General features: G+C 42.4%; 23 protein-coding genes and 1 riboswitch. Of the genes, 5 read left to right on the plus strand and 18 right to left on the minus strand.

The genetic code is table 11. From position 1 onward, the window contains the following. Position 1: 1 nt before the first annotated feature. From serC to RSX31_RS15580, 3 genes are all read right to left on the minus strand, one after another. Positions 2 to 1,081 carry a 3-phosphoserine/phosphohydroxythreonine transaminase gene (serC, locus tag RSX31_RS15570; protein WP_315635110.1) on the minus strand — a complete coding sequence of 360 codons (1,080 nt, stop codon included), beginning with the start codon at positions 1,079 to 1,081 and terminating at the stop codon, positions 2 to 4. Between the two features lie 754 nt (positions 1,082 to 1,835). Beyond that, positions 1,836 to 3,158 (minus strand): TrkH family potassium uptake protein, encoded by a 1,323-nt coding sequence (locus RSX31_RS15575; protein WP_187443638.1) that lies wholly within the window; start codon positions 3,156 to 3,158, stop codon positions 1,836 to 1,838. Positions 3,159 to 3,161: 3 nt separating this feature from the next. After that, positions 3,162 to 3,818, minus strand: coding sequence for a potassium channel family protein (locus RSX31_RS15580; RefSeq protein WP_187443639.1), 657 nt, complete (start codon positions 3,816 to 3,818; stop codon positions 3,162 to 3,164). A gap of 240 nt (positions 3,819 to 4,058) precedes the next feature. After that, a riboswitch (cyclic di-AMP (ydaO/yuaA leader) is annotated at positions 4,059 to 4,197 on the minus strand. 201 nt (positions 4,198 to 4,398) lie between these two features. On the opposite strand from RSX31_RS15580, the gene RSX31_RS15585 reads away from it, so the two are divergent. After that, entirely contained in the window at positions 4,399 to 5,244 is an 846-nt protein-coding gene (locus RSX31_RS15585) for a DUF1206 domain-containing protein (protein WP_315635111.1), read from the plus strand. 52 nt (positions 5,245 to 5,296) lie between these two features. On the opposite strand, the gene RSX31_RS15590 is transcribed toward RSX31_RS15585, so the two are convergent. Further along, positions 5,297 to 6,238, minus strand: a complete 942-nt coding sequence (locus RSX31_RS15590) for a polysaccharide deacetylase family protein (protein WP_315635213.1) — start codon at positions 6,236 to 6,238, stop codon at positions 5,297 to 5,299. A gap of 169 nt (positions 6,239 to 6,407) precedes the next feature. Between RSX31_RS15590 and RSX31_RS15595 the strand changes: the two genes are divergently transcribed. The 4 genes from RSX31_RS15595 to RSX31_RS15610 all read left to right on the plus strand — a co-directional run bounded on the left by RSX31_RS15595 (position 6,408) and on the right by RSX31_RS15610 (position 11,147). Continuing rightward, positions 6,408 to 7,640, plus strand: a complete 1,233-nt coding sequence (locus RSX31_RS15595) for a hypothetical protein (RefSeq protein ID WP_315635112.1) — start codon at positions 6,408 to 6,410, stop codon at positions 7,638 to 7,640. Positions 7,641 to 7,663: 23 nt separating this feature from the next. Then, positions 7,664 to 8,356, plus strand: coding sequence for a response regulator transcription factor (locus tag RSX31_RS15600; RefSeq protein ID WP_315635113.1), 693 nt, complete (start codon positions 7,664 to 7,666; stop codon positions 8,354 to 8,356). After that, entirely contained in the window at positions 8,337 to 9,731 is a 1,395-nt protein-coding gene (locus RSX31_RS15605) for a sensor histidine kinase (protein WP_315635114.1), read from the plus strand. The genes RSX31_RS15600 and RSX31_RS15605 overlap by 20 nt, the downstream gene beginning before the upstream one ends. A 180-nt stretch (positions 9,732 to 9,911) precedes the next feature. Then, a complete protein-coding gene (locus RSX31_RS15610) occupies positions 9,912 to 11,147 on the plus strand; it encodes a dicarboxylate/amino acid:cation symporter (RefSeq protein ID WP_315635115.1) in 1,236 nt (411 codons plus the stop codon). 46 nt (positions 11,148 to 11,193) lie between these two features. Here RSX31_RS15610 and cobD read toward each other — a convergent pair whose 3' ends face one another. The 14 genes from cobD to RSX31_RS15680 form a co-directional block, all read right to left on the minus strand. After that, positions 11,194 to 12,270 carry a threonine-phosphate decarboxylase CobD gene (gene cobD / locus RSX31_RS15615; protein ID WP_315635116.1) on the minus strand — a complete coding sequence of 359 codons (1,077 nt, stop codon included), beginning with the start codon at positions 12,268 to 12,270 and terminating at the stop codon, positions 11,194 to 11,196. Then, positions 12,227 to 13,207: an adenosylcobinamide-phosphate synthase CbiB gene (gene cbiB / locus RSX31_RS15620; protein WP_315635117.1), complete on the minus strand. Its 981-nt coding sequence runs from the start codon at positions 13,205 to 13,207 to the stop codon at positions 12,227 to 12,229. Before cbiB ends, cobD begins: the two co-directional genes overlap by 44 nt. Next, positions 13,207 to 13,887, minus strand: a complete 681-nt coding sequence (locus RSX31_RS15625; protein WP_315635118.1) for an adenosylcobinamide amidohydrolase — start codon at positions 13,885 to 13,887, stop codon at positions 13,207 to 13,209. The genes cbiB and RSX31_RS15625 overlap by 1 nt, the downstream gene beginning before the upstream one ends. Before the next feature lie 158 nt (positions 13,888 to 14,045). Beyond that, positions 14,046 to 14,579 carry a chromate transporter gene (locus tag RSX31_RS15630; protein WP_148970238.1) on the minus strand — a complete coding sequence of 178 codons (534 nt, stop codon included), beginning with the start codon at positions 14,577 to 14,579 and terminating at the stop codon, positions 14,046 to 14,048. Then, a complete protein-coding gene (locus RSX31_RS15635) occupies positions 14,576 to 15,136 on the minus strand; it encodes a chromate transporter (protein ID WP_148970239.1) in 561 nt (186 codons plus the stop codon). Before RSX31_RS15635 ends, RSX31_RS15630 begins: the two co-directional genes overlap by 4 nt. Before the next feature lie 38 nt (positions 15,137 to 15,174). Beyond that, positions 15,175 to 16,788, minus strand: a complete 1,614-nt coding sequence (locus RSX31_RS15640) for a gamma-glutamyltransferase family protein (protein ID WP_282138586.1) — start codon at positions 16,786 to 16,788, stop codon at positions 15,175 to 15,177. Then, positions 16,785 to 17,786 carry an ABC transporter ATP-binding protein gene (locus tag RSX31_RS15645; RefSeq protein WP_148970241.1) on the minus strand — a complete coding sequence of 334 codons (1,002 nt, stop codon included), beginning with the start codon at positions 17,784 to 17,786 and terminating at the stop codon, positions 16,785 to 16,787. The genes RSX31_RS15640 and RSX31_RS15645 overlap by 4 nt, the downstream gene beginning before the upstream one ends. Then, positions 17,752 to 18,759: an ABC transporter ATP-binding protein gene (locus RSX31_RS15650; protein ID WP_315635119.1), complete on the minus strand. Its 1,008-nt coding sequence runs from the start codon at positions 18,757 to 18,759 to the stop codon at positions 17,752 to 17,754. The genes RSX31_RS15645 and RSX31_RS15650 overlap by 35 nt, the downstream gene beginning before the upstream one ends. An 8-nt stretch (positions 18,760 to 18,767) precedes the next feature. Then, positions 18,768 to 20,300, minus strand: a complete 1,533-nt coding sequence (locus tag RSX31_RS15655) for a glutathione ABC transporter substrate-binding protein (RefSeq protein WP_148995410.1) — start codon at positions 20,298 to 20,300, stop codon at positions 18,768 to 18,770. A 19-nt stretch (positions 20,301 to 20,319) separates the two neighbouring features. After that, entirely contained in the window at positions 20,320 to 21,225 is a 906-nt protein-coding gene (locus RSX31_RS15660; RefSeq protein WP_148970244.1) for an ABC transporter permease, read from the minus strand. Positions 21,226 to 21,245: 20 nt separating this feature from the next. Beyond that, positions 21,246 to 22,187 (minus strand): nickel ABC transporter permease, encoded by a 942-nt coding sequence (nikB, locus tag RSX31_RS15665; RefSeq protein ID WP_148970245.1) that lies wholly within the window; start codon positions 22,185 to 22,187, stop codon positions 21,246 to 21,248. 238 nt (positions 22,188 to 22,425) lie between these two features. Beyond that, positions 22,426 to 22,875, minus strand: coding sequence for an Lrp/AsnC family transcriptional regulator (locus RSX31_RS15670; protein ID WP_148970246.1), 450 nt, complete (start codon positions 22,873 to 22,875; stop codon positions 22,426 to 22,428). A 250-nt stretch (positions 22,876 to 23,125) separates the two neighbouring features. Further along, positions 23,126 to 24,322 (minus strand): PDZ domain-containing protein, encoded by a 1,197-nt coding sequence (locus tag RSX31_RS15675; protein ID WP_315635120.1) that lies wholly within the window; start codon positions 24,320 to 24,322, stop codon positions 23,126 to 23,128. Between the two features lie 237 nt (positions 24,323 to 24,559). Continuing rightward, entirely contained in the window at positions 24,560 to 26,005 is a 1,446-nt protein-coding gene (locus tag RSX31_RS15680; protein ID WP_148995413.1) for a S41 family peptidase, read from the minus strand. Positions 26,006 to 26,102: the final 97 nt, after the last annotated feature.

Raw genomic sequence — 26,102 nt, forward strand, 5'->3', positions numbered from 1 at the left:
TTCATACTCCCCCTTGCTCAGACTCAAATTTTTTCATGAAACCGATCAGTGCTTCCACACCTTCAAGCGGCATGGCATTATATAAACTTGCTCGCATTCCGCCCACGGAACGATGTCCTTTTAAAAATTCAAACCCTTCTGCCTTGGCTTCTTTTAGAAACCTGGCATCCAGCTCCTCATCACGTGTTGAAAAAGGGATGTTCATTAAGGAACGATTTTTTTCCGGGACAGGGTTATGGAATAAAGATGATTCATCTATACAGGTGTATAAAAGACCTGCCTTCCTCTCATTATCAGCCTGCATCCCTTCGACTCCTCCATTTTCTTTCACCCACTCCAGTACAAGTTTTAAAACATAAATAGAGAAGGTCGGGGGCGTGTTAAAGAGTGAATCATGCTTTACATATGTTTCGTAATTCAGCATCGTTGGACATGTATTAGATGCTTGACCGACCAGGCTGTCATGAATGATCGCCACCGTTACACCCGAAGGACCCAGATTCTTCTGAGCACCTGCATAGATCATCCCAAAGGAGGAAACGTCTATATTCTCAGAAAGGATATGAGATGACATATCGGCTATAAGTGGAATGCCTCCGGTTTCAGGCCACTTATGATAACGCGTTCCTTCAATAGTATTGTTGGAGGTAATATGTACATAGCTTGACTGTGGTGAAAAATCTTCTGGTGTATAAGCAGGTATCTCAAACTTCTCATGGGGTGATAAAGTTCGGGCATTCCCAACCTTCTCCGCTTCTTTGACAGCTTTCTTCGACCAGCTGCCGGTCAGGACATAATCAGCTTCTTGATCTGAACCCAGTAAGTTTAGTGGAATCATGGAAAACTGCAGGGATGCCCCTCCTTGCATAAATACGACATGGTAATCATCCGGGATCGAGAGCAGTTCACGCAATAAACTCTGAGCTTCTTCTATTATATTTTGGAAAGGAGCAGATCGATGACTCAATTCCATCACAGACATACCCGTTTCCTGATAGTTCAATAATTCGCCTTGAACCTTTTTCAGAACAGGCTCAGGTAACACCGCAGGACCAGCAGAAAAATTATACACACGCTTCAACAACAGCACCGCCTAAAGTTCAGAATTTTTCAACAGTATAATCGCGCACAATGGTTTAGTCAATATCAAAAACCAATGATGAAAACGCTTAACAGAACCGTTTTTAGACTCATGCGTGGTTATGGATTGATTCTTTGTCGTTTTTGAAAAAAGCTCATTTCATAAACATTGTGGCATTACATAACTTCCCAAAAGTGAATTTTTGTTTTGGATGAGTGGTAGTGCGAAAACATGGACCGTTCCTTTCCGCTCCACTCTGTGCTTCTCCTAATGATGTATAGCCAATACAAAAAGCTCCTATTATAGGAATATTGAGCGTTTTTTTTATAAAATATCTATATAGGAGTAAAAGAAAATTTTATGTTTACTCATGAATCGAGGGATCATTAAATTATCTTTCAAATGAACTAAACAATGCTCCCACCGTAAGTAACTTCATTTAAAGAGAGTAGTAGCCGTATTCTATATTAAGCTTTGCCATGAATTTTTTTATAGATGGTAAGTGGAACTGCGAAGACTATTGCGGATTTCCGGCGTGCCCAGACCCCGTTCTGCTAAGCTTAGAAGGCTCGCCCGAACGCTATCTGCAAGCTGAGCGGTTCCCCTTATCATCTAGCAAACATTTATTGACAGAGCCCTGGCAGATTCAATTTTATTTATCAACAAGCTTTACGAAAAGAGCCTAAAAAAATAAAAAAACAGCTCCCCCACTTACCCGCAGAGGGCAAAATGAAGAGAGCCGGTTGGTTGAGCATTAACCTGTTAAAATATCTTCTTTTGGATAGCGGATCTTTTCTTTGTCTGGTCTGGATAGGGAGAAGGCCAGTGTGAGGGGGCCAAGTTTCCCGACAAACATCACGATGATAATGATCCATTTACCTATCGCTGTCAAGGATCCTGTAATCCCCATGGACAACCCCACCGTTCCAAAAGCTGATACCACTTCAAAGAGAATAGCCAGGAAAGAAGCATTCTTTTCCGTCATATCAAGGAAAAACAGGGCCGTAAAAACAAGGAGGACACTGATCATCGACACAGCCAAAGCTTTAAAAATATAGTTTTGATCGATCGTACGACGAAAAATACGAATTTCTCTTTTCTCCTTTAAGAAAGCAAACACACTCAATGAAATCACAACAAAGGTGGTCAGCTTGATTCCTCCACCTGTTGAAGCACTTCCGGCCCCGATGAACATCAAAAGAATCGTAAGCAGCAATGTGGAGCGTTCCATGCTGCCATAATCAAGCGAGTTAAAACCGGCCGTACGGGGGGTGACCGCTTGAAAATAGGAAGCGAATAGTTTATCAAGGAATGGTAACTGAGCCAGTGTATTCGGGTTATTATACTCCAAGATGAAAATCATCATAAAAGCGAATACATTGATGACAAATGTCCCTACTACCATGATTTTCGTATGGAGGGAAAGTTTGCGAATCGTTTTCGATTTCCATAGGTCCACTAAAACAGTGAATCCGATCCCTCCTACAATAAACAGAAACGAAATTGTGATGTTGACGATGGGATTTCCCACGTACCCCATTAAACTATCGGACCACAGAGAGAATCCTGCATTATTAAATGCGGAAATCGAATGAAATATACTGACGTAAAGCCCTCTTCTCCAACCGAATTCAGGAACCCATTCAGACGCCAGTAATAGGACGGCAAATCCTTCAACAAGGAAGGAAAAGATAAATAAATATTTTACAAGCTTGATGACCCCTCCTACAGACGTCTGATTTAATGCCTGTTGAAGAAGAAGCCGTTCTTTAAACCCGATTTTCTTACCGAGCATCATAAAGATCAAGACGGCAAAGGACATGATGCCAAGTCCCCCGATTTGGATCAGACTCATAATGACCACTTCTCCAAAGAGGGTGAAGGCATCTCCTGTATCAACGACCGCAAGCCCTGTAACCGTCATGGCGGAAGTCGTCGTGAACAAGGCATCAAGCCATGTAATCGATTCTGTGGTGGCAAACGGCAGCTTAAGCAAACCCATTCCTACTATGATGAAGAATAGAAATGTCACAACGAGAAGTTGAGGAGGGCTTAACCGGATCACCTTATGTTTCATAGGTTATACACCTTCTTTTTCAAATCGATTGATATCCCTGTTATGTCCAATGACGATCAATAGATCTTCCATTTTTATGACTTCATCGGCAGAAGGAGATACAATGACTTCCTCCCCGCGGTGAATGGCAATGATATTACAACCGAATTTCGCCCGGACATCCAGATCAATTAACGTTTTGCCCGCCACCTTTTTAGAGGCACGCACTTCAACTATACTGTGCTCTTTGGATAGTTCGATATAATCAATGATCTTTTCTGACGTAATGTGATGGGCAATTCTCCGCGCCATGTCACGTTCAGGATGAATGACTTTATCGGCCCCGATACGGTCCAATACCTTCTGATGATAAGAGTTCGAAGCTTTGACCCATACTTCTTTAACCCCTAATTCTTTTAAAAGTAAGGTGGTAAGAATACTTGCTTCTATATTATCCCCAAAGGACACGATCACGTGATCAAAGTTTCTGAGTCCAAGGGATTTCAATACAGATTCATCCATGGCATTCGCCTGCACGGCATGCGTGGCAATGTCTACATAATGCTGGACGACATCATGATGAATATCAATGGCTAACACTTCAACATCCAGATCAGCCAATTCCTGAACCAGATTCCCTCCAAATCTCCCTAATCCAATAACCGCAAATTGCTTTTTCATGATGAAATCCTCCAAAACCTTTTTAATAGCTTAACCATCTAGTACTTCTTCATTACAACAAAAGCCCAAGTGACTTCAAAAGAAGCGATAACATAAGGCGAACCTGGCGGGGCTTCCTGTGCCTTTATGGCAGGTTTGACTCATGACTTCTCGCCTCCAGCCTCCTGAGCCGGACTTCTAAACAACGCAAAAAGACCAGCAGGAACTAAGCCTGTGGTCATCCATAATCGATCACAAGTATCATCCTCTCCCATTACGCTTACGAGGTTAGCTGACGGATTCGGGTTATGGAAGTAGCCCTACCTTTCAAAAGAAAGGATTCACCCCTTTAAAATACTCGGGTCCCCCGCTTCAAAAATGAATTAAGCGATAAAGAATATTCATTTGATGATAGATATATTACTCCTCTCCTAATTCGTTGTAAATAGGTTTTATGTAAAAATTTTTTAAATGAAAAACAGGCAAAATTATCTCAATCCATCCAGCATTTACTGTTCGTTAAAAAGGTTTCTCTTTTCTGTATCAGGGGAATAGCATACATAAGTATTACGAAAATAGAACCAGAAGGGAAGAAGTGTATATGGCCGGAGTTTCATCCATTACAACATCAAGAAGTTCATCTGTTTCATCAAATGATATAAAACCTTGGATTAGAGGGTTTGCACGGATTGGATTCATTTCAAGAGGGATTGTTTATATACTGATTGGCACATTGGCCGTTATGGCCTCACTCGGGATAGGAGGAAGCACTTCAGACTCGAGTGGTGCCTTTGCAGCAGTGGCGAGCAAACCTTTTGGGGAAGTCCTTCTATGGATATTAGGTCTCGGCCTGATCGGAATTGTTCTTTGGCACCTCATTCAAGTGGTAAAAGATCCGGAACATGTGAGAAATGACGGGAAATCAATGTTTAGAAGACTCGCTAATCTGATCACCGGGATTGCTTACGGTTCTTTGACTTATAATGCTTTCGCCATTGCGATGCATGCCAAAAGCTCCGGTTCGGGATCGAAACAAACCTTATCTGCTAAGTTATTATCTCAGCCCTTTGGTCAATGGGTTGTAGGAATTGTCGGACTTATCATTATTGGATATGCACTCTATGAAATTCATAATGCTTATACAGAAAAATACACGAACAAATTTAAACGGCATGAAATGTCCGAGAAAGAATGGGAATTGGGAAGAAAAACCGGAAAGCTCGGGTTATATTCCCGAGGCACCGTCTTTTTACTGATCGGTTATTTCTTTATTCAAACGGCGATCACAGCCGATCCGGATAAAACACAAGGATTGGATGGTGCACTTTCCAAGATAGCTCAACAACCTTATGGACAATGGCTGCTGGGAATTGTAGCCGCAGGATTGATCCTTTATGGCGTGTTTCAAATTTTAACAGGTAAAAACCGTCATATGAGCATTTATTAAGAATGAAAAGGAGCAGCCAAAGGGCAGCTCCTTTTTTCTTCTGGCAACATTGTTAAAATGTAACTGGATTCATTTCTTCTGTTAAAGCCTTCATATTATATCCTTGATCAGTCAACTTCTTAAGTAAAGAATCTAAATAAGCGAGTGTCGTAGGTTTTTCATGAATAAGAATGACTTTTGGCTGGTTTTCAAATGAATAAGAAGCTAACTGATCCATGACATTCTGAACATACTCCCCACTATGATATTTCCAATCTTCACTATCTACATTCCAATCCCATAAACTAAATCCTTCTCTCTTTACTGCTTTCAAATATTCCGGCTTCATATTGGGTACGGACCCATAAGGAACGCGAATCAACTCGCTTCGAATACCTGTAATGGACTCTAACGTAAATTGGGCCGTCAGCATCTCCCCTACAACCGATTCACTAGATTGGTAGATTTCTGATACATCATGGGTGACACCATGCAACCCGACACTATGCCCTTCTTCCACTATCTGTCGAACGGCCTCACTATGTTTTTTCATATTCGGTTCCAGCATAAAGAAGCTCGCTTTTGCCCCATACTGATTTAGCACTTTAAGAATCGCTCCCGTATTTACATTCGGACCATCATCGAATGTAATGTAAACCGTCTTTTCATCCTCGAAATTCCCTTGTTCATTGGACGAATGGTCTTCTATTTCCACTTCCTCATAGTAATTGTCGTCGTCTTTCACACTCTCCTCTTCACTGAAATTAGCTTCTTGTTCCTCTTCTTGAGTATCGCTGTCATCCCCTACTACAGGTTGTCCCGATTCGCCATCTTCTTTTTCAGAGGGTTCTTCCTGGACTGTATTTTGTTGAGTCGTTGATTCCTTTGAAATCTTCGCTTCCCCAATGTCCAATACCCACGAAGTTGAAAGAATGAGTAACAGTACTATCACTGCTGCCAATCCACCCAACTCAATAGGTTTGATCCATTTTCTTTTTTCCCTTTGTCTCCCCATCTCGATCACCTTTCTGCGCTCTTGTTACGTTTAATGATAGGATCATGGGCGATGAAAAGGGTTACTTCCCGGTTACAAAGCAAGGGCGACTTTTGTAACTTTTTTGTTACTTTTGTCGATTGAGTTTACACTATACTAGTGAAAGCTATAGGCAGGATGTGATGATCAATTGAAGAAGATTTTGTTCCTTACGGGTTGTCTTTTGATGTGTACGGGTTGCTCTTTATTCCAATCCAACACTTCATTACTGAAGCCGCCTGAACTTCCGGTTAAACAGCAGGAAGTGAAACAAGCGATCGGAAAATATGTTCCGTCACAGGCAGAATGGGTTTCACCGATTGAGGACAAACAAGCAAACAAAATGATTGAAGCAGATTTGGATCACGATCAAACTAACGAATTGATCGTATTTTATAGACTACCTGATCAAACCTCTCAATTGGAAGCCATTGTTCTAAAGGAAGAAAAAGGGGAATGGAAGGAAAAAATGAAATTGAAGGACCTTGGAAGGGAGCTTCATAAAGTGGAATTCCTGGACTTTAACCAGGATGGATACAAAGAAATACTGGTTGGGTTCTCTTTCTCAGAAGACGCCTCAGACAAAGCACTGATCGTGTACGACCTGACTAAAGGTAAGCCGCAGAAGCTGTTTGAATCCCAATATAGTGCGTTTTTTTCAGGGAACTTCACGAAAGATGATCAAGGGGAAATCATCCTGGCTTCACTGGTACCAAACCAGTCTCATTCTGTTCGTCTTTATCAATTCAGCCATCATAAAATGAACGTGTTAGATGAGCTGAGATTAGATCCATATGTATACCCTTACTACCATTCCTTAGCCGGGTCCATCTCCCCTTCTTTAAAAGGAGCGATACTGGATGCAGGTGTAGGTGCTCATTCGTCTACGTCATTCATTGTTGGTGTAGAGGACGAGAAGTTGGTGAATGTTTTACCGGAAAACATGAAGGAGGAAGAGCTTTTCAGGGCATATGCCGTGAATAGTGAAGATTCGAACGGGGATGGAATCCTTGAATTCACTCTTCAAAAAGAGGCAGGCGATGATAATCTTGCCTATTCTGAGATGCCTTTCATCAATGAGTATTATCAGCTCAACGATCAAAAGCAAGCCGAGCTCATTCATCGATACTACGACAATGCAGCTTATTTATACAGGTTCGAGATCCCACAGGACTGGCCCTCTGTAGAAGTGGAGGAATCAGAAGACGGACGTTATGTGAAGTTTCTTTCCATGAAAGATGGCAGCGTGCTATTTGATGTATACGCGATTGACAAAGGTCAACCACTTCCAAAAGGGTGGAATCTATTATATGAAACCAATCAATTCACATATGTAACAAAATACTCACCGGCAATAGGTAAGCAACTCTTCCAGCCTATCTGATGAGAAAATGGAGGTGTAGTTGGATGAAGCACATTTTGATTATTGAAGATGAAGAATCCATCCGTGGCTTTATCGAGATTAACTTAATGCGATACGGATACGCTGTCTTTCAAGCTGGTAGCGCAGAGGAAGGAATCGACCTGGTCAAGAAAGCACACCCCCCAATCGATATTGTCTTACTTGATGTCATGCTCCCCGGCATGAACGGATTTGAAGCATGTAAAGAAATCAGAAATTGGAATCCATCCATTGGAATCATCATGTTAACGGCCAAAGTTCAGGAAATGGATAAGGTACACGGGTTGATGAACGGGGCAGATGATTATATTCCGAAACCATTCAGCCCGAATGAGCTCATCGCTCGAATTGAAGCGTTATTAAGAAGAATGAATGTTCATCGGGTCAAGGAGGATAGCCAATCCCCCATCACGCTAAACGAACAGAAGAGGCTACTATTCGTTCAAGGAAAGAAGATTGACCTTTCACCGATAGAGTATGAATTACTCAGCATCATTTTCAAGGCAAATGGAGAAGCGATCTCCCGCAATGATCTCTTGGATGAAGTATGGGGACTTCACTACGCAGGCGATCCGAAGATTGTGGATGTGAATATTCGACGAATCCGTCAAAAAATTGAAAAAGACCCTTCCCTTCCTCACTATATCCTGACGGTTTGGGGATATGGGTATCGCTGGAATGACGAAAATGGGAATTAAAAGAAGATTACTCATTCAGAACGTCTCCCTTATTACCTTAACCATTCTGTTATTTTTGGGCATTCTCGTTTCAGGAATCTATTCTTATTACTTCAACGGTACAATAGATATGCTGAAGAATCATGCTGTCAATTCATCTCAGTTTGCCAATAAATATATGAACCTGCATTCCTTTACTCTGAGGAATGAATTGACTAATCTCCAAAATAATTTCTCCATCCCTCAAGCCGAAACACAAATTTTGAACGCGAGTGGAGACTTATTATCCTCTTCGACTGGTTTTATCCCGGATGAAAAGCCTGACTTCAAGGATATTGAGGAGGCATTTCGAAATGGCAGCGGAACTTGGATCGGCAATCACCCAATAACAGGTGAGCATATTTTGGCTGTGTCGGTACCATTAAAAGGAGAGAACAACACCATTGGTTTGATCCGGTTTATAACATCCCTGGAATCACTGGATAACAATTTCCGAACAATCTTGCTTTCTTTATTTTTAATTGGACTCGTTATTTTGCTTATCGTATTTATGGTGAGTACACTTTTTGCCCGTAATTTAACGAAACCTGTGATTGAACTGACCGAAGCATCACAGAAGCTTGCCAAAGGAGAATTGGAAACTAGAATTGTCGGACAGTATAAGGACCAATTCCAAACCTTGAGTACGTCCTTCAATGATATGGCGAGGGAACTCCTTAAAACCGAGAAAATGAAGAATGAGTTCATCTCCTCGGTTTCCCATGAACTTCGCACTCCCCTTACGAGTATTAAAGGATGGAGCGAAACTTTGCTGACGGGTGATTTACAAAATGTCCAGGAAAACAAAACGGGGTTGACCATCATTTCAAACGAAACGAATCGATTAATTGGACTGGTAGAGGAGCTATTGGACTTCTCCCGTTTTTCAAATGGATCATTTACGATTCACCCCAATACCTTTTCTTTCAATCGTACTCTCAATGAAGTCATTCTTCAGCTGGATCAAAAACGGAAAGAAAAAGGTATATCCATTATGTTGGAAAGCGATGAGACAGTGGATCTATTCGCCGATGAAAATCGTATCCGACAAGTATTGATCAATCTCTTAGATAACGCTATTAAGTACTCGGACCCGAATTCAACGATTTTCATTCGTTATAACCAGGCGATTTCCCATTTTACCTTTGGAATAGAAGATGAGGGGCAGGGAATCGAACCGGAACACCTGCAACATATTGCCACCTTATTCTATAAGGAGAGGGAGAATTCAGATGGGGTAGGGTTAGGATTAGCGATCTGTAAAAATATCATTGAATTGCACCATGGAAAATTGTTTGTGAAAAGTGATAAGGGTTCAGGTACAACTGCCGGTTTTACCATTCCCTTACGTTCTTAAAGAGTTTGGATTTTGAATCCAGGCTCTTTCTTTATAATGGATTAAGCATGAATTTTGACACTCCTTTCATTCTATTGTATCTTATGACAATAATTCCTCACTAAACCTATCAGAATTATGATGAATAGTTTTTTTGAGATATTTGGGGAAATCTATTACTAAATAGAAGGAGTGGCTACAATGAAGTCTCTTTGGAGAGGTTATCTAGATACATCGCTTATTGTGAAAATAACCGTCGCTCTCGTATTGGGAATTGCGGTCGGATTGATATTCGGCAAAGATGCATCTGTCCTTTCTCCCCTGGGCGATATATTGATTCGCTTGCTGAAATTTCTTATCATCCCTCTTATCCTGTTTACATTGATGGTCGGCGTGAACCAGACCAATGTGAGCAAACTCGGACGAATGGGAGGAAAAACGTTCTTATATTATTTATTCTCTTCAGCATTAGCGATCATGGTAGGGATTGCTGTTGCAAGTATTTTCAACCCTGGAACGGGCATGACCCTCGATACGACGGAGAAATTTGAAGTACCGGAAAATCCAGGGATGACCAGTGTACTTCTGAACATCATTCCGGAGAATATCGTCACAGCGTTCACGGAAATGAACCTTCTTGGAATCATCTTTACCGCCATTGTGTTTGGTATTGCCATTTCCTATTTAAGGTCATCATCGGAACATCATGAACTGGGTGAACAGGTGTATAAAGTCGTGAACGGGTTAAACGAAGCGACACTAGCCATCATGAAGGTGATCCTTCAATATGTGCCGGTCGGAATCTTTGCCATCATGGCTGATACAGTCGGAAAACAGGGATTAGATACATTGTTATCATTAGGAAATATGATTTTGGTGCTTTACATTGCATTGTTTGTCCAAATTGCCATCTATATTGTCGCCTTGCTCATATTCAAAATTAGTCCCGGCAGGTTCTTTGCCCAGGCACGGACACCGATGATCACAGCATTTGTGACCCAGAGCAGCTCAGGTACCCTGCCTCTAACATTAAACGCAGCAAAAAATCTTGGTCTGCCTAAAAGCTTATATGGATTCAGCTTACCACTGGGGGCCACGATCAATATGGATGGCGCTGCGATTCGGATCGCCGTATCAGCTGTTTTCGCTGCAAACGTAATCGGCAATCCATTAAGCCTGACTGATATGCTGGTCGTTGTCCTCGTAGGAACTCTGGCTTCAATCGGAACTGCCGGCGTTCCGGGGGCAGGCATTATTATGATTGCCACTGTATTCGCCCAGCTGGGGTTACCGATGGAGACCGTTGCCCTGCTGACGGCGATTGATGCCCTGGTTGGTATGGGTTGTACGGCTCTTAATGTGACGGGGGATTTGGTTGGTACGTCGATTATTGATAAGACGGAGAATGAAGACAATCAGAAATCCGCTTCCGTATAAATATCGAATAATAAAACAAGCTTGAGTTGCCTCAAGCTTGTTTTATTTAAGGATGGGATTTCCATTCCGTTAAGGCATCCATCAATTTTTCGTGCTCTTTTTTTCCCTTAATGGCAAACCTTAACCACCTTCCATCCAACCCTTTGAAATTTTGGGTATGGCGGCTCACAATACCATTCTCCAACAGAAAACGAAATAACTCGGTTTGATCGTTGAGATCTGGATCCTTTAAGAGATAAAAGTTCGTCTGACTTGGTGAATAGTCGAATCGGGATTGGTCGAAAAATGCAAACAGCTTCTCCCTCTCCCTTTTCACCATGTATTTAGTATGATAAACGAAATCTGTTTCCTCCAAGAGTGTTTCTCCTACTTTTTGAGCGATTCCGTTCACACTCCAATGAACTTGATAGTTTCCCAGTTCCTTCACGACTGTCTCACCAGCCATCAGAAAACCCAAGCGGATCCCGGGAATGCTAAACATTTTCGTCATGCTTCTTAACACCAGTAGATTTGAGTATTCCTTTACCAGATGAGCTACCGTCACCTCTTCCAAAGGGAAATCATAAAATGCTTCATCCACAATCACATAACAATGTTCTTTATGAGCTTCCTTAACAATCTCTTTTATCTTTGAAGCTGAATATAACACACCAGTCGGATTGGTCGGATTACATATAAAGACAGCATCCACCTTTGAAAGATACGCTGCCAACTTCTTTGAACCAAGATCCCAATCGTTCTCTTCCAGAAGTAGGTGATGAATGGTGCAGTCATTGATTTGACAAGCCTTCTCGTATTCTGAAAAGGTGGGATGAATGATGAGAACATTCGAATGGGCCAACCATCTCCCAATAAGATGGATCAGTTCAGCACCACCATTCCCTATGAGAATTTCTTCTTCCAACACCCCTTCTTTACGGGCAATTTTTCTTCGTAAAGATACAGAGTGAGGATCCGGATACGTCACGATTTCCTCTAACAGATCCTGCCAGATCTTTTTCAAACGATCTGGCGGACCGCTGGAGTTAATATTTGCACTTAAGTCGACGATTTGATCAGGCATCGAAATATCCATTGCTCTATATGTATATTGCGGATTCGATCCATGTTCTGGTAATTTCAACAAGTACTCCCCCTATCCAAAGAATCATGATAAAAATGAAACACGCTTTCTGCATACGGCTAATGGTTGCAGGGATATGATTCCGTTCTAATTCAAAAACCTTTCTTCCCATTTTTTCTCGATGGGAAACCATCCCTTTATACGTGTTGAGGCCGCCCAGTTGAACCCCTAGACTCACCGCGACTGCCGCTTCCCCCCAGCCGCTGTTAGGACTAGGGTGTTTCTTGGCATCGTTCAATAGAATTCGAAATCCTTCTTTGTAAGTGAAATATACAGGACGTATACAGAAAAATAAGATGAATCCTGTGATTCTACTCGGAATCCAGTTCAGGACGTCATCCAGCTTGGCTGATGCCCACCCAAAGTCTAAGTACCTCTTATTCTTGTATCCCACCATGGAATCACACGTATTCACACATCTGTACACGATGGCAAGAGGGGCACCGCCAATCAATGCCCAAAACAAAGGAGCCGTTATCCCATCACTTGTATTCTCCGCAACGGTTTCAACAGTCCCTCTTACAATTTCACTTTCATTTAAGTTTTCTGTATCTCTGCCCACAATATATGAAAGCTTTTCCCTTGCTGTTTTCAGATTGTTTTCTTCAAGTGGTTGCAATACTTCTAAAGCAGCCAATCTAAGGCTCTTTTGGGAAATGGTCGTCGTGATGACGATGGCCTCTACCAAGATCCCTAAGATTGTATGCATAGAATAACTTGCCCAAATGAGGCAAGAGGTAAGAATAAACGCTGCCACTACCAATATTGATACCATCACTATACCTTTCCTTTTTAGAAACCCTCCTTTATTCAACCTGCGATCTAAACGAGAAATCGCCTTTCCCATCCATTTAACAGGATGAGGCCAGTGGGGCGGGTCTCCAATCCATAGGTCCAGCAAATAGGCGATTGTTATAGCTAACAAGTGATGAATCATCAGGTCCCCACCCTTTTCTTATACTTGGAAATCGCGTGGATGGTGCACTCATAAACCCCTTTACTAATCCTTTTTCCCAAGGGGGTAATCGTTCCTGCATATTCCAGAAGGACTCCCTCTTCAGTGCTCGCGATTAATATACTGTCAGTAGAGGTACCCGTTGCTCCACTCCCTGTAACAGGGTCATTTACATTATGAGCTGCAAGTGCTTTCACCTTGGCTTCTGTTGCAGTCATAATCCCTTGGATGCTTGCAGCATCCGATACTCTCCCATTGATAAACACCCAGATGTTAATCGTGCCGGGTGAATGATCAAACGAGTGACAATCACTCATACTTGCATCAACGGCATTGCCGACTCCTGCTGTAACGACAATGAATACAGAAAATGATTCCTCCTCATAAAACCCCCAACACGCATCTTCCAATTGAACAGCCGTCATCATGCCGACCGTTTCATCTCTTTTTACACCTATTTGCTGGAGATAACCTTGCATCTCTTCATGATGGTTATCACTATTGTAGTTTTTCGATACATGGCGATTCACAAATGTTGTATACCAGCCTGTTCCGGCATTGGTGACGCCTGAGGATATGGTTTTGAGTGGGCGTGTTGATTGGAGGATGATTTGATTCTTGGAGCAGGTTAGTAAGTGGTGGTTGATGATTTCTCTCTTCATAGGCTACCTCTCCTTTAAACTAACTATACTATTATATCAATACTGTGATTTTCCTTCTAATACCAATCTCATAATTTGGACTTAATATGTTCTCCAATGAAAAGCACGACAAAAAGAGCTAACTCTTTCATTCCGGAGTTAGCTCTTTCATCATCACATTATGCACCAAGGAAAAATGCCCCATATAGCAATGCAGCACCTATTACGTATGCTGGACTCACTTTCCATTTTTCAAGTAGAAAATAACTGCACACTGCAATCAATCCAGTTTGAACAATTCCGATTCCCTCATAAGCATTGGTAAAGAAACCAATCGTCATGACCCCTAACAATACTGCAATTGTCGGACGAACCAAATTTGTCATCTTTTTCACTCTGGGGGAATCCTTATATTTCATTAATAAACCGAGTAACATAATCATCAAGATCAATGAAGGTGCAACTGTTGCAAACACACCGACTATTGCCCCGGGCACCCCGCCTTGCTGGTAGCCTATGTAACCGGCCATCTTTGTAGCTATAGGTCCCGGCAAAGCATTTCCTAACGCCAAAACTTCACTGAACTCACTTACTGTCAACCACTCGTAATGATCAACCACTTCATTTTCCACCAATGGTATTGATGCCGGCCCCCCTCCATATCCCAATACTCCCGGAATGAAGAAAGCCAAGAAAATTTGAATATATATCATGATGCTTTCACCTGCTTTTCCTGACCTGGATTTCGTGACAGAAGGGCAAATCCTAGTAAAGCACCAATCACGATAGCCGGGTGAACTCCTAAGACGGAAAGTAATAGAACACTCACTGCCAGCAGAATGATGGTTATTTTCCAGCCCATACTATTTTGAGACTTTTGGACAAACCCCCACGTTAAGACACCAAGCATAACGCCGACTACAGGAACTACTGCACTGGCCATACCCTGTACCCAATTCTTATCTTTATAAGTATTTAGAACGGTCAGCAATAAAACCATCAAAACAATAGTCGGAATGATGGTGGCCAACACGGCATTAATCATCCCTAAGTAGCCACCGACCCGAAATCCGATATACCCCGCCATCTTGGTTGCAATCGGACCAGGCAATGCATTCCCAAGAGCCAAAACATCGGAGAAATCATCATCGTTCATCCATTTATATTTTTCCACTACCTCTTTGTGAACGAGTGGGATGGAGGAAGGCCCCCCTCCAAACCCCAACATACCTACTCGAAAAAAAGCGAGAAATAAATGCCATTGTTTCATGATGTCACCCCCTCTTCCATTCGATCAATCACCATTCATCACCAAGCCGAAATAGCCCCATCAGTCCGTGACTCTGTACCTCCCATTAGAACTCCTGATGCTGGATTTCTCCAAATGATCTGGCCTCTTCCGAAAGATCCTTGATCTGTCGCTACTTGAATATGATGTCCCCTCCTAGCCAATGCCTGGGCAATGTGGTTGGGGAAATTGGGCTCAACCAGTACATCTTTATCCTTTATCCATTGCCATCTTGGTGCATCCAAAGCTGCTTGTGGGTTTAAATGAAAATCAATCGTATTCATCACCACTTGGAAATGTCCCTGAGGTTGCATATATCCCCCCATCACACCGAACGGACCTATTGCCTCTTCTCCTCTTGTCAGAAATCCAGGAATGATCGTATGGTATGTTTTCTTTCCGGATTTGAGTGCATTGGGATGCTCAGGATCTAAAGAGAAATCATGCCCCCTGTTCTGCATGGAAATACCGGTACCCGGAATCACAATACCAGAACCAAATCCCATATAGTTACTTTGTATGAAGGAAACCATATTCCCCTCATCGTCCGCAGCAGCCAAGTAGACTGTTCCGCCTTTTTGGGGCTGATATTCTTTTGGAGTGGTCGCGTCCTCTTCAATCATTTCCCGTCTCGAGCGTGCGTATCCTTCAGATAACAAGTGTTCCACAGAAACCGGCATTTCTTTTTCTTCTGTGATAAATGCTTTTCCATCGGTAAAGGCAAGCTTCATGGATTCGATTTGTTTGTGATATGTATCAACAGCGTCTTTTTCTGATAAATGGAAGCCCTGCACAATATTTAGTCCCATCAAGGTTACCAGCCCTTGGCCGTTAGGAGGAATTTCCCAAACATCGTAGCCTTTGTAGTTTGTTGAGATCGGGGTCACCCATTCCGCTTTATACTCTGAAAGATCTTCCTTGGATAAATAACCACCGCACCTCTCGACATAGGAAGAAATCTTTTCTGCGAGCTCTCCCCTATAGAAACTCTCTCCATTTGACTCTGCAATCAATCTGAGAGTGTCGGCGTGACCTGGTGATGACCATATCTCGCCTATAAGAGGGGCTCTCTGATTGGGGGCAAATGTATCAAACCAGGGCTGAAATTTTTTATCATCTTTAAATAATTCCCGGAATTTCTTATAGGCCAAGCCCCAATACTTTCCAAGTACAGGACTGATTGGATACCCTTCTTCAGCATATCGGATCGCTGGAGCCAGCACCTCATTCAATGGGAGCTTCCCAAATTTGCTTGAAAGCTCTGCCCATGCTGAAGGGGCACCTGGAACGGTGATAGGGATAGCTCCATGCACAGGCATCCCTTCATGCCCTTTCCGTTTAACATCTTCAATGGAAATACCTTTTGGAGAAGGTCCGCTTGCATTCAAACCATGAAGTTTCCCCTTTACCCAAACCAGGGCGAAGGCATCACCACCAATTCCATTGGACGTGGGTTCAACTACTGTCAGCGCAGCCGCAGTGGCAATCGCAGCATCTATCGCATTTCCGCCCTTTTGTAAGATCTCCAATCCAGCCTGAGATGCAAGTGGCTGAGAAGTAGCCACCATTCCTTTCTTCGCAAAAACGGTATTACGTATTGAAGAATACGGTTGATATAAATGATCCATCTTCATAATACTTCACTTCCTTTTTCGACATGATGACACGCTACATAATGTTGATCTCCCATATCACGCCAAACCGGCTTCTTTTGCTTGCATATCTCTGTAGCAATCGGACAGCGTGTATGGAATGTACATCCCGAAGGAGGATTTGCAGGGTTTGGGATTTCCCCTTCCAACCGGATTCTCTTCCGATTCCTCTCGATCGAAGGACGGGGGATAGATGACAAGAGAGCCTTCGTATAAGGGTGCAATGGGTTTTCGTAAAGCTGTTTGGCAGATGCCAATTCAGCCGTGTTTCCTAAGTACATCACCATTACCCGATTACAAAAATAACGTACCACTCCCAGATCATGAGAGATGAATAGATAGGTTAAACCGTATTTTGACTGAAGAGTCTTTAACAGTTTCAGAACTTGTGCCTGCACGGATACATCGAGTGCAGAAACTGCTTCATCACAAATAATGACTGAAGGGTTCAATGCTATGGCACGAGCGATTCCTATTCTTTGGCGCTGCCCCCCGCTGAACTCATGTGGATATCGGTCATAATGTTCTTCCTTTAGACCCACCTCATTAAGCAGGTCGATTACTTTCTCTCTTCTATCTTTACTGGACAGCTTGGTATGCATGATAAAAACTTCTTCAAGGGCATCTCCTATTCGCTGTCTTGGATTCAGTGAAGCATATGGATCCTGAAAAATCATTTGCATTTGTTTCTTGAATGGAAGTCGGTTACGATCGGATAAATGCTGAAGCTCCTGTCCCCGAAAGATCACTTTTCCTTCAGTCACAGATTCCAAGCCTAGTACGGCTCTGCCTAATGTAGATTTACCACACCCGGACTCCCCGACTACACCTAAACTCTCACCCTCAAACATTTCTAAACTGACATCCTCCACTGCTTTCACATGACCTTGAACTCTTTTGAGTAATCCCCCCTTGATGGGGTAGTATTTTTTCACTCTTTCTAACTTAAGTATGGACGATTTTTTGACGGTTGTCGGCACCTTCGTCTACCTCCTGTAGCCAGCATTTCACTCTGTGGTCTCCGTGCAATTCAAAATCATCTGGAACTTGAACGACACACTTTTCCATTGCGTAAGGACACCGGGGATGAAAACGACACCCGTTGATTTCTTCATTAATATTTGGAAGTGAACCAGGTATTGCCTCAAGTTCAAAATCGGGTTCATCCAAATTGGGTACAGAATTCAACAACCCCTTGGTATAAGGGTGCTGGGGATTTTCAAAAATGGATTCTACTGACCCCTCCTCTACTTTTTCCCCTGCATACATGACCATTACTCGATCTGCCACTTCTGCCACAACCCCCATATCATGTGTGATCATCATAACCCCCATCCCAAGCTTATCTTTCAAATCTTGGATTAAATCAAGGATTTGAGCTTGAATGGTCACGTCCAAGGCAGTAGTCGGTTCATCCGCAATGAGTAATTGGGGGTGACAGGCGAGTGAAATGGCAATCATGACTCTCTGCCTCATTCCTCCACTTAACTCATGAGGGTACTGTTTCATTCTTTTTTCAGGATATGGGATGCCTACTTGCTTCAATAGTTCAATCCCTTGTTTATGAGCATTTGATTTATTTAGCTTATGATGTAAAATGAGCGGTTCTCTCAATTGATACCCGATTGTCAAAACCGGGTTCAGCGCCGTCATAGGCTCCTGGAAAATCATTGATATATCCTTACCGCGAATCTTTCTAAGTTCCTCTGAGGAGATTTGGGTTAAATTCAGACCCTTGAAATCAATACTGCCATCCTTGATGAATCCATTGCTTGGGAGCAGACCCATCACGGATAATGATGTAATGCTTTTTCCGCACCCTGACTCCCCTACGACACATAGGGTCTCTCCTTTTTTTATAGAGAACGATACTCCCCGGACAGCCGACACATCACCGTCTGCCGTCCGAAAAGCTGTAACTAAGTTCTTTACAGATAATAGATCTGTTGTCATCTTTACCCCTACTCTCTGTAAACGTTGTATAACGACCATTGTCCAGTCGGATCTAATTTAAGACCTTTTACAGATTGATCCGTTGCAGCCGTTACCACTCCATGATTCATGACGATGACCGGTGCATCCTTAACGAGTAATTTATTCGCTTCATCCAGTTTCTCGGCACGTACATTTTGATCAACATTTTCTCTCGATTCATTAACGAGCTTATCGAATTCAGGATTACTATATCGGACTCTATTGGACGAACCTACGTTATCTGAATGAAAGTTTGGATACAATAGCTCACTTCCATCTGACGTTGTATTAGACCAGCCAAGGAACGTCATATCATATTTTCCATCACGGGCTGTATCTAAGAACGTTCCCCATTCCATCGTCTCAATGGATACTTTTAAACCAGCTTCCTGCAACTGAGATTGAGCAATCTCTGCCATCAGCATATAACTATCACGATTCGCCACTAATATCGTAAGCTCTTTTTCTTCAAAGTTATTCTTTTTCACCAGTTCTTTCGCTTTTTCAAGATCGTGTTGATACCCTTCTTCGTTTGCTGACTCATCATATCCGAATACCTTCGGGCCGATTACACTGTTTCCTTCAATGCCAAGTCCATTCAACTTTTTCACGTAGGCTTCACGATTGAGTGCATATGCCACCGCTTGTCGAAACTCGGGGTTGTTCATCGGCTCTTTTTCCATATTGAATCCCATATAGTAAACAGGGGTCCCTTCCTGCTTTGATACCTCTACATTCTTTAGAGTCTCTACACGTTGTAATTGTTCGGTGGGAATGGCATCAATAAATTGGACCTTTCCTGTTTGAAGCATAGAAATCGCTGTCGTCACTTCTGGTACCACTTTGAAAACGACTTTTTTAAGCTTAGGTGCATCCTGCCAATAATCTTCATTTTTCTCGATTACAACCTGATCTCCCGGTGTCCAACTTACGAATGTAAAGGGTCCGGTTCCTACAGGTTCCTTCATTAAATCTTGAGATTCATCCGCTGCCGGACTGACAATTGATGAATTTGTATGGGACAATGCTGCCAATAATGGTCCATATGGATATTTCGTTTTAATTTCAACCGTATAGTCATCCACCACATTCACTGACTCAATAGGCTCCAATAGCGACGCACGGGGTGCAGCTGTCTCGGGGTCCATAAATTTATCGAACGTATATTTAACTGCTTCTGCATTAAAGTCCGTTCCATCATGAAATTTAATACCTTCTTTTAGTTTAATAACCCACGTTTTATCGTCTGGTGTTTCGTATGATTCAGCGAGTAAAGGCTCCATTTCCATCGTCTCTGGATTTCTCGTAAAAAGAGTTTCATAGACTTGTTCAATGACGTTAGAGGAAACCGAATCGTTTGTTAATATAGGTGAAAGCCCCACTACATCGGAAGTTGACGCATACGTTAACTCTTGGGAGACTTCCCCGCTACTTTTGTCCCCGCCTCCACTTGAACTGCTTGAACATGCCGTCATGAAAACTACCAATAATCCTACCAATACGATAAGCCACTTCTTCATCTTACATCCCCCTCTATTTTTATTGATTCAGATCCATGTTTGGATCAAGTGCATCCCTTAAACCATCTCCGACTACATTAAAAGCAAATACGATCAGCATGATGGCGATTCCCGGTACGATCGTCATATGTGGTGACGTCCACATGAAATTCTGTCCCTGGGCAATCATTGCCCCCCATTCGGGTGTCGGTGGCTGTGCCCCTAAACCAAGATAGCTAAGGGCAGCCGTTGATAGGATGGCTGTTGCCATTCTCATGGTCGCGAATACAATGATGGGGGCTATACAGTTAGGCAGAATATGTTTCACCAAGATCCGCAGATCACTGGCTCCAAGTGATTTCATTGCTTGAATGTACTCTTGCTTCTTTACGGATAATACAGATCCTCTTACGATACGTGCGCAAGTTGGGATGGACCAAATACTAATTGCAATCGCCACATTCACTAAACTCGTTCCAAGAACGGCAATGATCAGCATTGCTAGGAGGATACCCGGGAAAGCAAAAAGTAGATCCACAATCCTCATGATGAATCCATCCAGCTTACGATAATAACCTGACAGGAGACCGAGTGTAACTCCCCCAATCAGCCCCAGACTTACAGCAGTGATCCCCACTACAAGGGAGATTCTTGCTCCAAAGACAATCCTGCTCCACATATCGCGGCCATAGTTATCCGTTCCCAGCCAGTGTCCTTCCGAGAATAGAGGTAATTCACTTGCCGCTAAATCTTGTTTAAGCGGCCCGTGGCTAGTAATCAATGGTGCTGCTATAGCCAGAAAAATTTGGATGGTTATAATAATCAAGCCAATTACGGCTAATTTATTTTTCAATAAGCGTTTTACGGTCGTTATCAGATACTTTTCCTTTTTCTTCAATTGAGCGGAGCTTCTTACAGAGTTATTTGTCACCACTTCAGCTGCCATTTTGTCTTTCCTCCCTTCTATTAATCGTAGCTAATTCGTGGATCAATAAAGACATAAATAATATCAACCAATAAATTCACAAGAACAAAGAGTGTTGCCACTAATAAAACGGAACCTTGAACCATCGGGAAGTCCCTGGCTGCTATCGCATCAATCATTAACCTTCCCACACCGTTGATGGCGAAGACCTGCTCCGTGATAATCGTTCCGCCAAGGAGGAAACCGAAGTTCAATCCAATGACAGTTATGACAGGAATCATCGAATTTTTAAGGGCATGTATCCAAATGATGGTTTTCTCTTTTAATCCTTTTGCCCTGGCTGTACGTATGTAGTCTGCCCGAATGACTTCAAGCATTGAGGAACGGCTCATCCTTGCAATCATTGCTGCCGATCCTGTGCCCAATGTGATAGCTGGAAGAATCAACTGTTTCATCCCTTCTATTGTCCAAAAAGGAGCATCCAGCCCTCCGACTGGTAAGACCTGAAAATTTACCGCAAATACCAGAATCAGAATTGTTCCAAGCCAGAAGTTCGGTATGGAAATACCCGCTAAAGCCACAACCGTGCTCGAAACATCCAACCAGGAATTTTGTTTCAATGCTGAAATAATTCCAGCGATGAGTCCGATCACTACTGCTACGATCATGCTCGCAATAGCGAGATTCAACGTATTAGGGAACCTGACTGCAATCGCTTCAGATACGGATTGTTTTGTTTGATAGGAATAACCAAAATCACCTTGAAATACCCCTTTCAGATAATCCCAATATTGTACTAAGAATGGATCATTCAGGCCGAGATTATCGCGGATGGCTGCAATATCAGATTCTGAAGCAGTGGGTCCTCCGATAATGGATGCTGGATCTCCTGGTGCGATATGCATACTGCCGAAAACCAGGAACGAAATACCGATGAGTAAAAGTATAAGCTCTAAAAATCTACGTGTTATGAGTGCTGCCAAAATGTTCAACCTCCTTTTCCTTTAACCTGAAAGAAATTTACGTTTGTTAGGAAAAAGTTGATATTAACCTAACAAACGTAGTTAATTTTATGTTATTGACGATTATATCGGATACCGAAAGGAAAATCTACACATTTTTCTAAAAAATTTATTTATTTCGAATATTTAACTTTTCTTAATGTTTTTCAAAATAAACCAAAAAAAAGAGCTTACCAAATTGATGGTTAAGCCCTTTTTCCTATAATTTAAGTCCACTTCTACTTTTGAACCTTCTTAGCAGAATGTGACTTTCTACTCTGGAAATGCCCTCCAGAGAATACAATTCATTATTAACAAATTTCTCTAACGCTGTAAAATCTTCGACAAGTACGTGCATATGTAATGTGCTTGGCCCTGTCATTTGATAGCAACTTGCTACACTTGGATTATCTGCTAAGGTTTGAGCGACCTCCACTAAATAAGCGGGCTCACAATCTACTTCAAAGAAAGCCGATACCTGCTTTCCTACCTTTTCAGAATTAATTACTACACTAAATCGCTCTATGACCCCATTTTCCATTAACTGATGTACCCTTTCCCGGACAGATACACGTGAAAGATTCAACTCTTTCCCAATATCAGCGTAAGAAAGTCGTCCATTTTCAGTTAACAACTGTAATATTTTACGATCAATGTCATCAATCTTCATCACATCACCTCACAAATCACACTTAAAGTATTTTAACAAAGTAAATTTATTATAACGATAAACCAGTTTTGAGAAAAGGGAATATCAGAATTCTCCGAAAAGATATGAAGGTATTTCATCCTGTTCCTTTAGTCCTTAATCATTAGAAAACAACAGATTGATTTCTTCTGAATAAACAGAAGGACCCCCTACTTAAGGACGTCCTTCTAATTATAGTATTATTCTCTAAGACGGAGTTTTCTTGAAATTTTCAGGAAACCTGATGATGCTCCCAACCCGAGGATTCATCGGCAAAAATGATTCCAAGCTCGTGATGATCACCTTCGTACAACGCTCCCTGCGTAAAACGGTTTTCCCCGTTTGTCCCAAGTACCTCAAGCTTACAGTACGCCCCGTTCTTTTGAAGGGCTTCATAAAACGCTCTTTCCGTATTTACTTCGACACCGTTCACTTTCAGAACGATTTCTCCTACTTCCAGTGTCAATTTCCTCGCTGGAGAAGCTGGCAATATTCCCAGGATCATGACTCCCTTAGGCTGTCTTTTGAAGAAATATGGTTTAGAATCCTCAGAGATTCTGTAGCGATACGCAATCCATGCCCGTCCACCAACTGCCACAACCACTGCCCCGATTGAAAACATAGGAGCCCAGATTCCTGCTACAGCCAGCGTTAATACAAATGCTCCAAGCCAGAAAACCCTATAACCTGTATGTTTAATCGCAACTTCAGGCAAGGTACTTTTAACAAGCTGCTGAAAACCAATGAGGAATGGCACACAAAGGAGAGAATACGTCTCTGTCCCCAGAGCAAACACAGGCCACCATTCAAATGGAAGCGTCAATGCCCCGGTAGGAATCGGCACAAACATCGGCACAAGCCACAGTTTCTTCCCTTGATGGGCACCTACTTTCAGTCCACGTGCACTTTTAAGTAGACGGGGTGAAGTATGCTTCCACCCGTTCAATCGAATCAAGCTTCCTTCAATCATCGTCAACACACCAAGAAGCACGACGATGGAGCTCAGCAGCCCTACATCCAAGTTTTCTACATATGTATTCACATATGGGATTTCCCACTGAAAATAATCCAACGCAACCAGGATAAAATAAGAAAACCCTACCGTCATGGTCGCAGACATGAGGTGAAAACGACTCGTCAATGCAAACAGGATGGACACCAATCCTATCAGTATGATTCCGGCGAAAGGAATCACAACCCCTGCTCCAACAGTTACGACAGAAAACAGCAATCCAAGTACAATTCCATATGATAATAAAACCCGTGTATCATGATATCCGTCCAGCAATCTCGTATTAAAGTCTCTTCGTTCACTTTTAACACGATAATAGCCCGTCATGATAGCGAAAAACACAGACAAATATAATACAGGATGAAGAAATAACTTTCCAAATCCCTTCACTACCTCCAGCAACCAAAGCTCAACCAATGATCCGTCACCACCTTTTTTAAGAAAATTTGCATTATCTACTATTTTATCAAAAGACTCCCCTAAAACCTATTGCAATTTTATATGATAGTTTTACGATTCGATTTCATTTCCGACAGTATTCTGCATATTTTCCCGGGAAATGATGTCGGATAGACAGGAAAAACAAGTGATTATGTGTGATTTTCAAAATAAAAATAGAGCCAACCATCATCATGATGGTCGGCCCCTAAATTATTAACGCTGTGCTGTTCTTTCAATATATTCTAAAGCGGCCTGCAGCTGCAGGTCATTCTTCTCATTCTTTACGGCTTCAAAGATTTCTTCCTGTAATTTTTCCGCTGTTACAGTATCAATGATCCCTGTCACGTCAATGCTCTCCTGACTTTGGAAATCCTTTACAGCCTTTTCAGTTTCTTTACTGAAATATCCATCCACGCGGTCAATGGAGAATCCAAGTCCTTGAAGCATTTCCTGGGCGTTTTGAATCTGTTCATTGTTCATCCCTTCTTTAAGGGGCTTTTCGACTTGAAGCGGGTGGGCATAGAAATAGGATGGCTGTCTAACAGGGATATCCGGTTTGATCCCCTTTTTATGAATCCAGTTTCCATTCGGTGTCAGCCACTTGAACATCGTCAGCTTGATATTGCTTCCATCTCCCATCGGAACGGCTTGTTGCACGGTGCCTTTCCCAAAACTCTTCGTTCCGATAAGTGGATACCCTTCCGCTTCTTTTAGTGCTCCAGCCAGGATTTCAGAAGCTGAGGCACTTCCTTCATCTATCAACACCACAACAGGATAAGCCTTTCTTGCTTTACTGTTTGAGAAGGACTTCATCACTTCTCCACTTCGCTCTTGAATTTGCACATACGGCTTTTTCTCCGTTACAAATTCTTTAAGGATTTCTTCTACACTTGAAAGTAGACCTCCTGGATTCCCTCTCACATCAAGGACCAATCCTTCTACTTTTTTCTTTTCAAGTTCTTCTAATTGCTTTTTAAAATCAACGGCCGTATTTTCTGAGAAAGTAGTGATCTGGATGTATCCTGTTTTCTTCCCATTGACTTCCTTCACATCAGAGATGACCGTCTCGACAGGAATCTCATCACGTTTCACAGATACTTTGATCGGATCCGTCAGTCCTTCCCGCGTAATTTCCAATTGAACCTCCGTACCCTTTTTCCCTCTGATTTTCAAAGTAGCTTCGTACAGGTCAAGTCCTTCGATGCTATTTCCGTCTACTTTAATGATACGGTCATTCGGTTTCAATCCCGCTTCTTCCGCAGGAGAATTTTTAAATGGAGCAACAATGATCAGCTTTCCGTCCATGATCGTGACTTCTGCTCCGATTCCTTCGAATGAAGAATCCAATGCGTCATTGAATTGGGAGGCAGTCTCGGCATTCATGTAAACCGAGTATGGATCATCGAGGGTCTTCAACATCCCTTGAATGGCTCCTTCCACAAGCTGCCCCTTGTCCACATCCTGAAAAAACTTGTCACTGATCAGATCATAAGCCACTTCCACTTTGTGCAGCTTGTCATTGAGCTCGCCTTTTCCGTCAAACTGAGCAAGCTCTTCCCCATCCTTGCCCGTCCATTCCAAGCCGCCATACATTCCTCCGGCACCGATCAGCATACTGATGATGATTGTGATGATGAGCTTTCTGCCCGTCCACTCCATATATTCCCCTCCAGCTTGTTGTTGGTCTTTGTATAGATAAGAGTGGTGCGACTAAGGACGCCAGCCTTTCTTATCCAACGAAAAAGACACCACACAA

This window comes from Rossellomorea yichunensis (genome assembly GCF_032337515.1).
In the GTDB taxonomy this organism is placed as follows: Bacteria; Bacillota; Bacilli; order Bacillales; family Bacillaceae_B; genus Rossellomorea; species Rossellomorea yichunensis.

Bases quoted from the DNA above. Each gene is read 5' to 3' on its own strand.
- RSX31_RS15580 (WP_187443639.1), bottom strand. From the start codon at position 3,818: ATGAAAAAGCAATTTGCGGTTATTGGATTAGGGAGATTTGGAGGGAAT.
- RSX31_RS15670 (WP_148970246.1), bottom strand. From the start codon at position 22,875: ATGAAGATTGATGACATTGATCGTAAAATATTACAGTTGTTAACTGAA.
- RSX31_RS15610 (WP_315635115.1), top strand. From the start codon at position 9,912: ATGAAGTCTCTTTGGAGAGGTTATCTAGATACATCGCTTATTGTGAAA.
- RSX31_RS15650 (WP_315635119.1), bottom strand. From the start codon at position 18,759: ATGACAACAGATCTATTATCTGTAAAGAACTTAGTTACAGCTTTTCGG.
- RSX31_RS15655 (WP_148995410.1), bottom strand. From the start codon at position 20,300: ATGAAGAAGTGGCTTATCGTATTGGTAGGATTATTGGTAGTTTTCATG.
- RSX31_RS15630 (WP_148970238.1), bottom strand. From the start codon at position 14,579: ATGATATATATTCAAATTTTCTTGGCTTTCTTCATTCCGGGAGTATTG.
- RSX31_RS15635 (WP_148970239.1), bottom strand. From the start codon at position 15,136: ATGAAACAATGGCATTTATTTCTCGCTTTTTTTCGAGTAGGTATGTTG.
- RSX31_RS15590 (WP_315635213.1), bottom strand. From the start codon at position 6,238: ATGGGGAGACAAAGGGAAAAAAGAAAATGGATCAAACCTATTGAGTTG.
- RSX31_RS15585 (WP_315635111.1), top strand. From the start codon at position 4,399: ATGGCCGGAGTTTCATCCATTACAACATCAAGAAGTTCATCTGTTTCA.
- RSX31_RS15660 (WP_148970244.1), bottom strand. From the start codon at position 21,225: ATGGCAGCTGAAGTGGTGACAAATAACTCTGTAAGAAGCTCCGCTCAA.
- RSX31_RS15575 (WP_187443638.1), bottom strand. From the start codon at position 3,158: ATGAAACATAAGGTGATCCGGTTAAGCCCTCCTCAACTTCTCGTTGTG.
- RSX31_RS15625 (WP_315635118.1), bottom strand. From the start codon at position 13,887: ATGAAGAGAGAAATCATCAACCACCACTTACTAACCTGCTCCAAGAAT.
- RSX31_RS15605 (WP_315635114.1), top strand. From the start codon at position 8,337: ATGACGAAAATGGGAATTAAAAGAAGATTACTCATTCAGAACGTCTCC.
- RSX31_RS15640 (WP_282138586.1), bottom strand. From the start codon at position 16,788: ATGAAGATGGATCATTTATATCAACCGTATTCTTCAATACGTAATACC.
- RSX31_RS15600 (WP_315635113.1), top strand. From the start codon at position 7,664: ATGAAGCACATTTTGATTATTGAAGATGAAGAATCCATCCGTGGCTTT.
- cbiB (WP_315635117.1), bottom strand. From the start codon at position 13,207: ATGATTCATCACTTGTTAGCTATAACAATCGCCTATTTGCTGGACCTA.
- RSX31_RS15680 (WP_148995413.1), bottom strand. From the start codon at position 26,005: ATGGAGTGGACGGGCAGAAAGCTCATCATCACAATCATCATCAGTATG.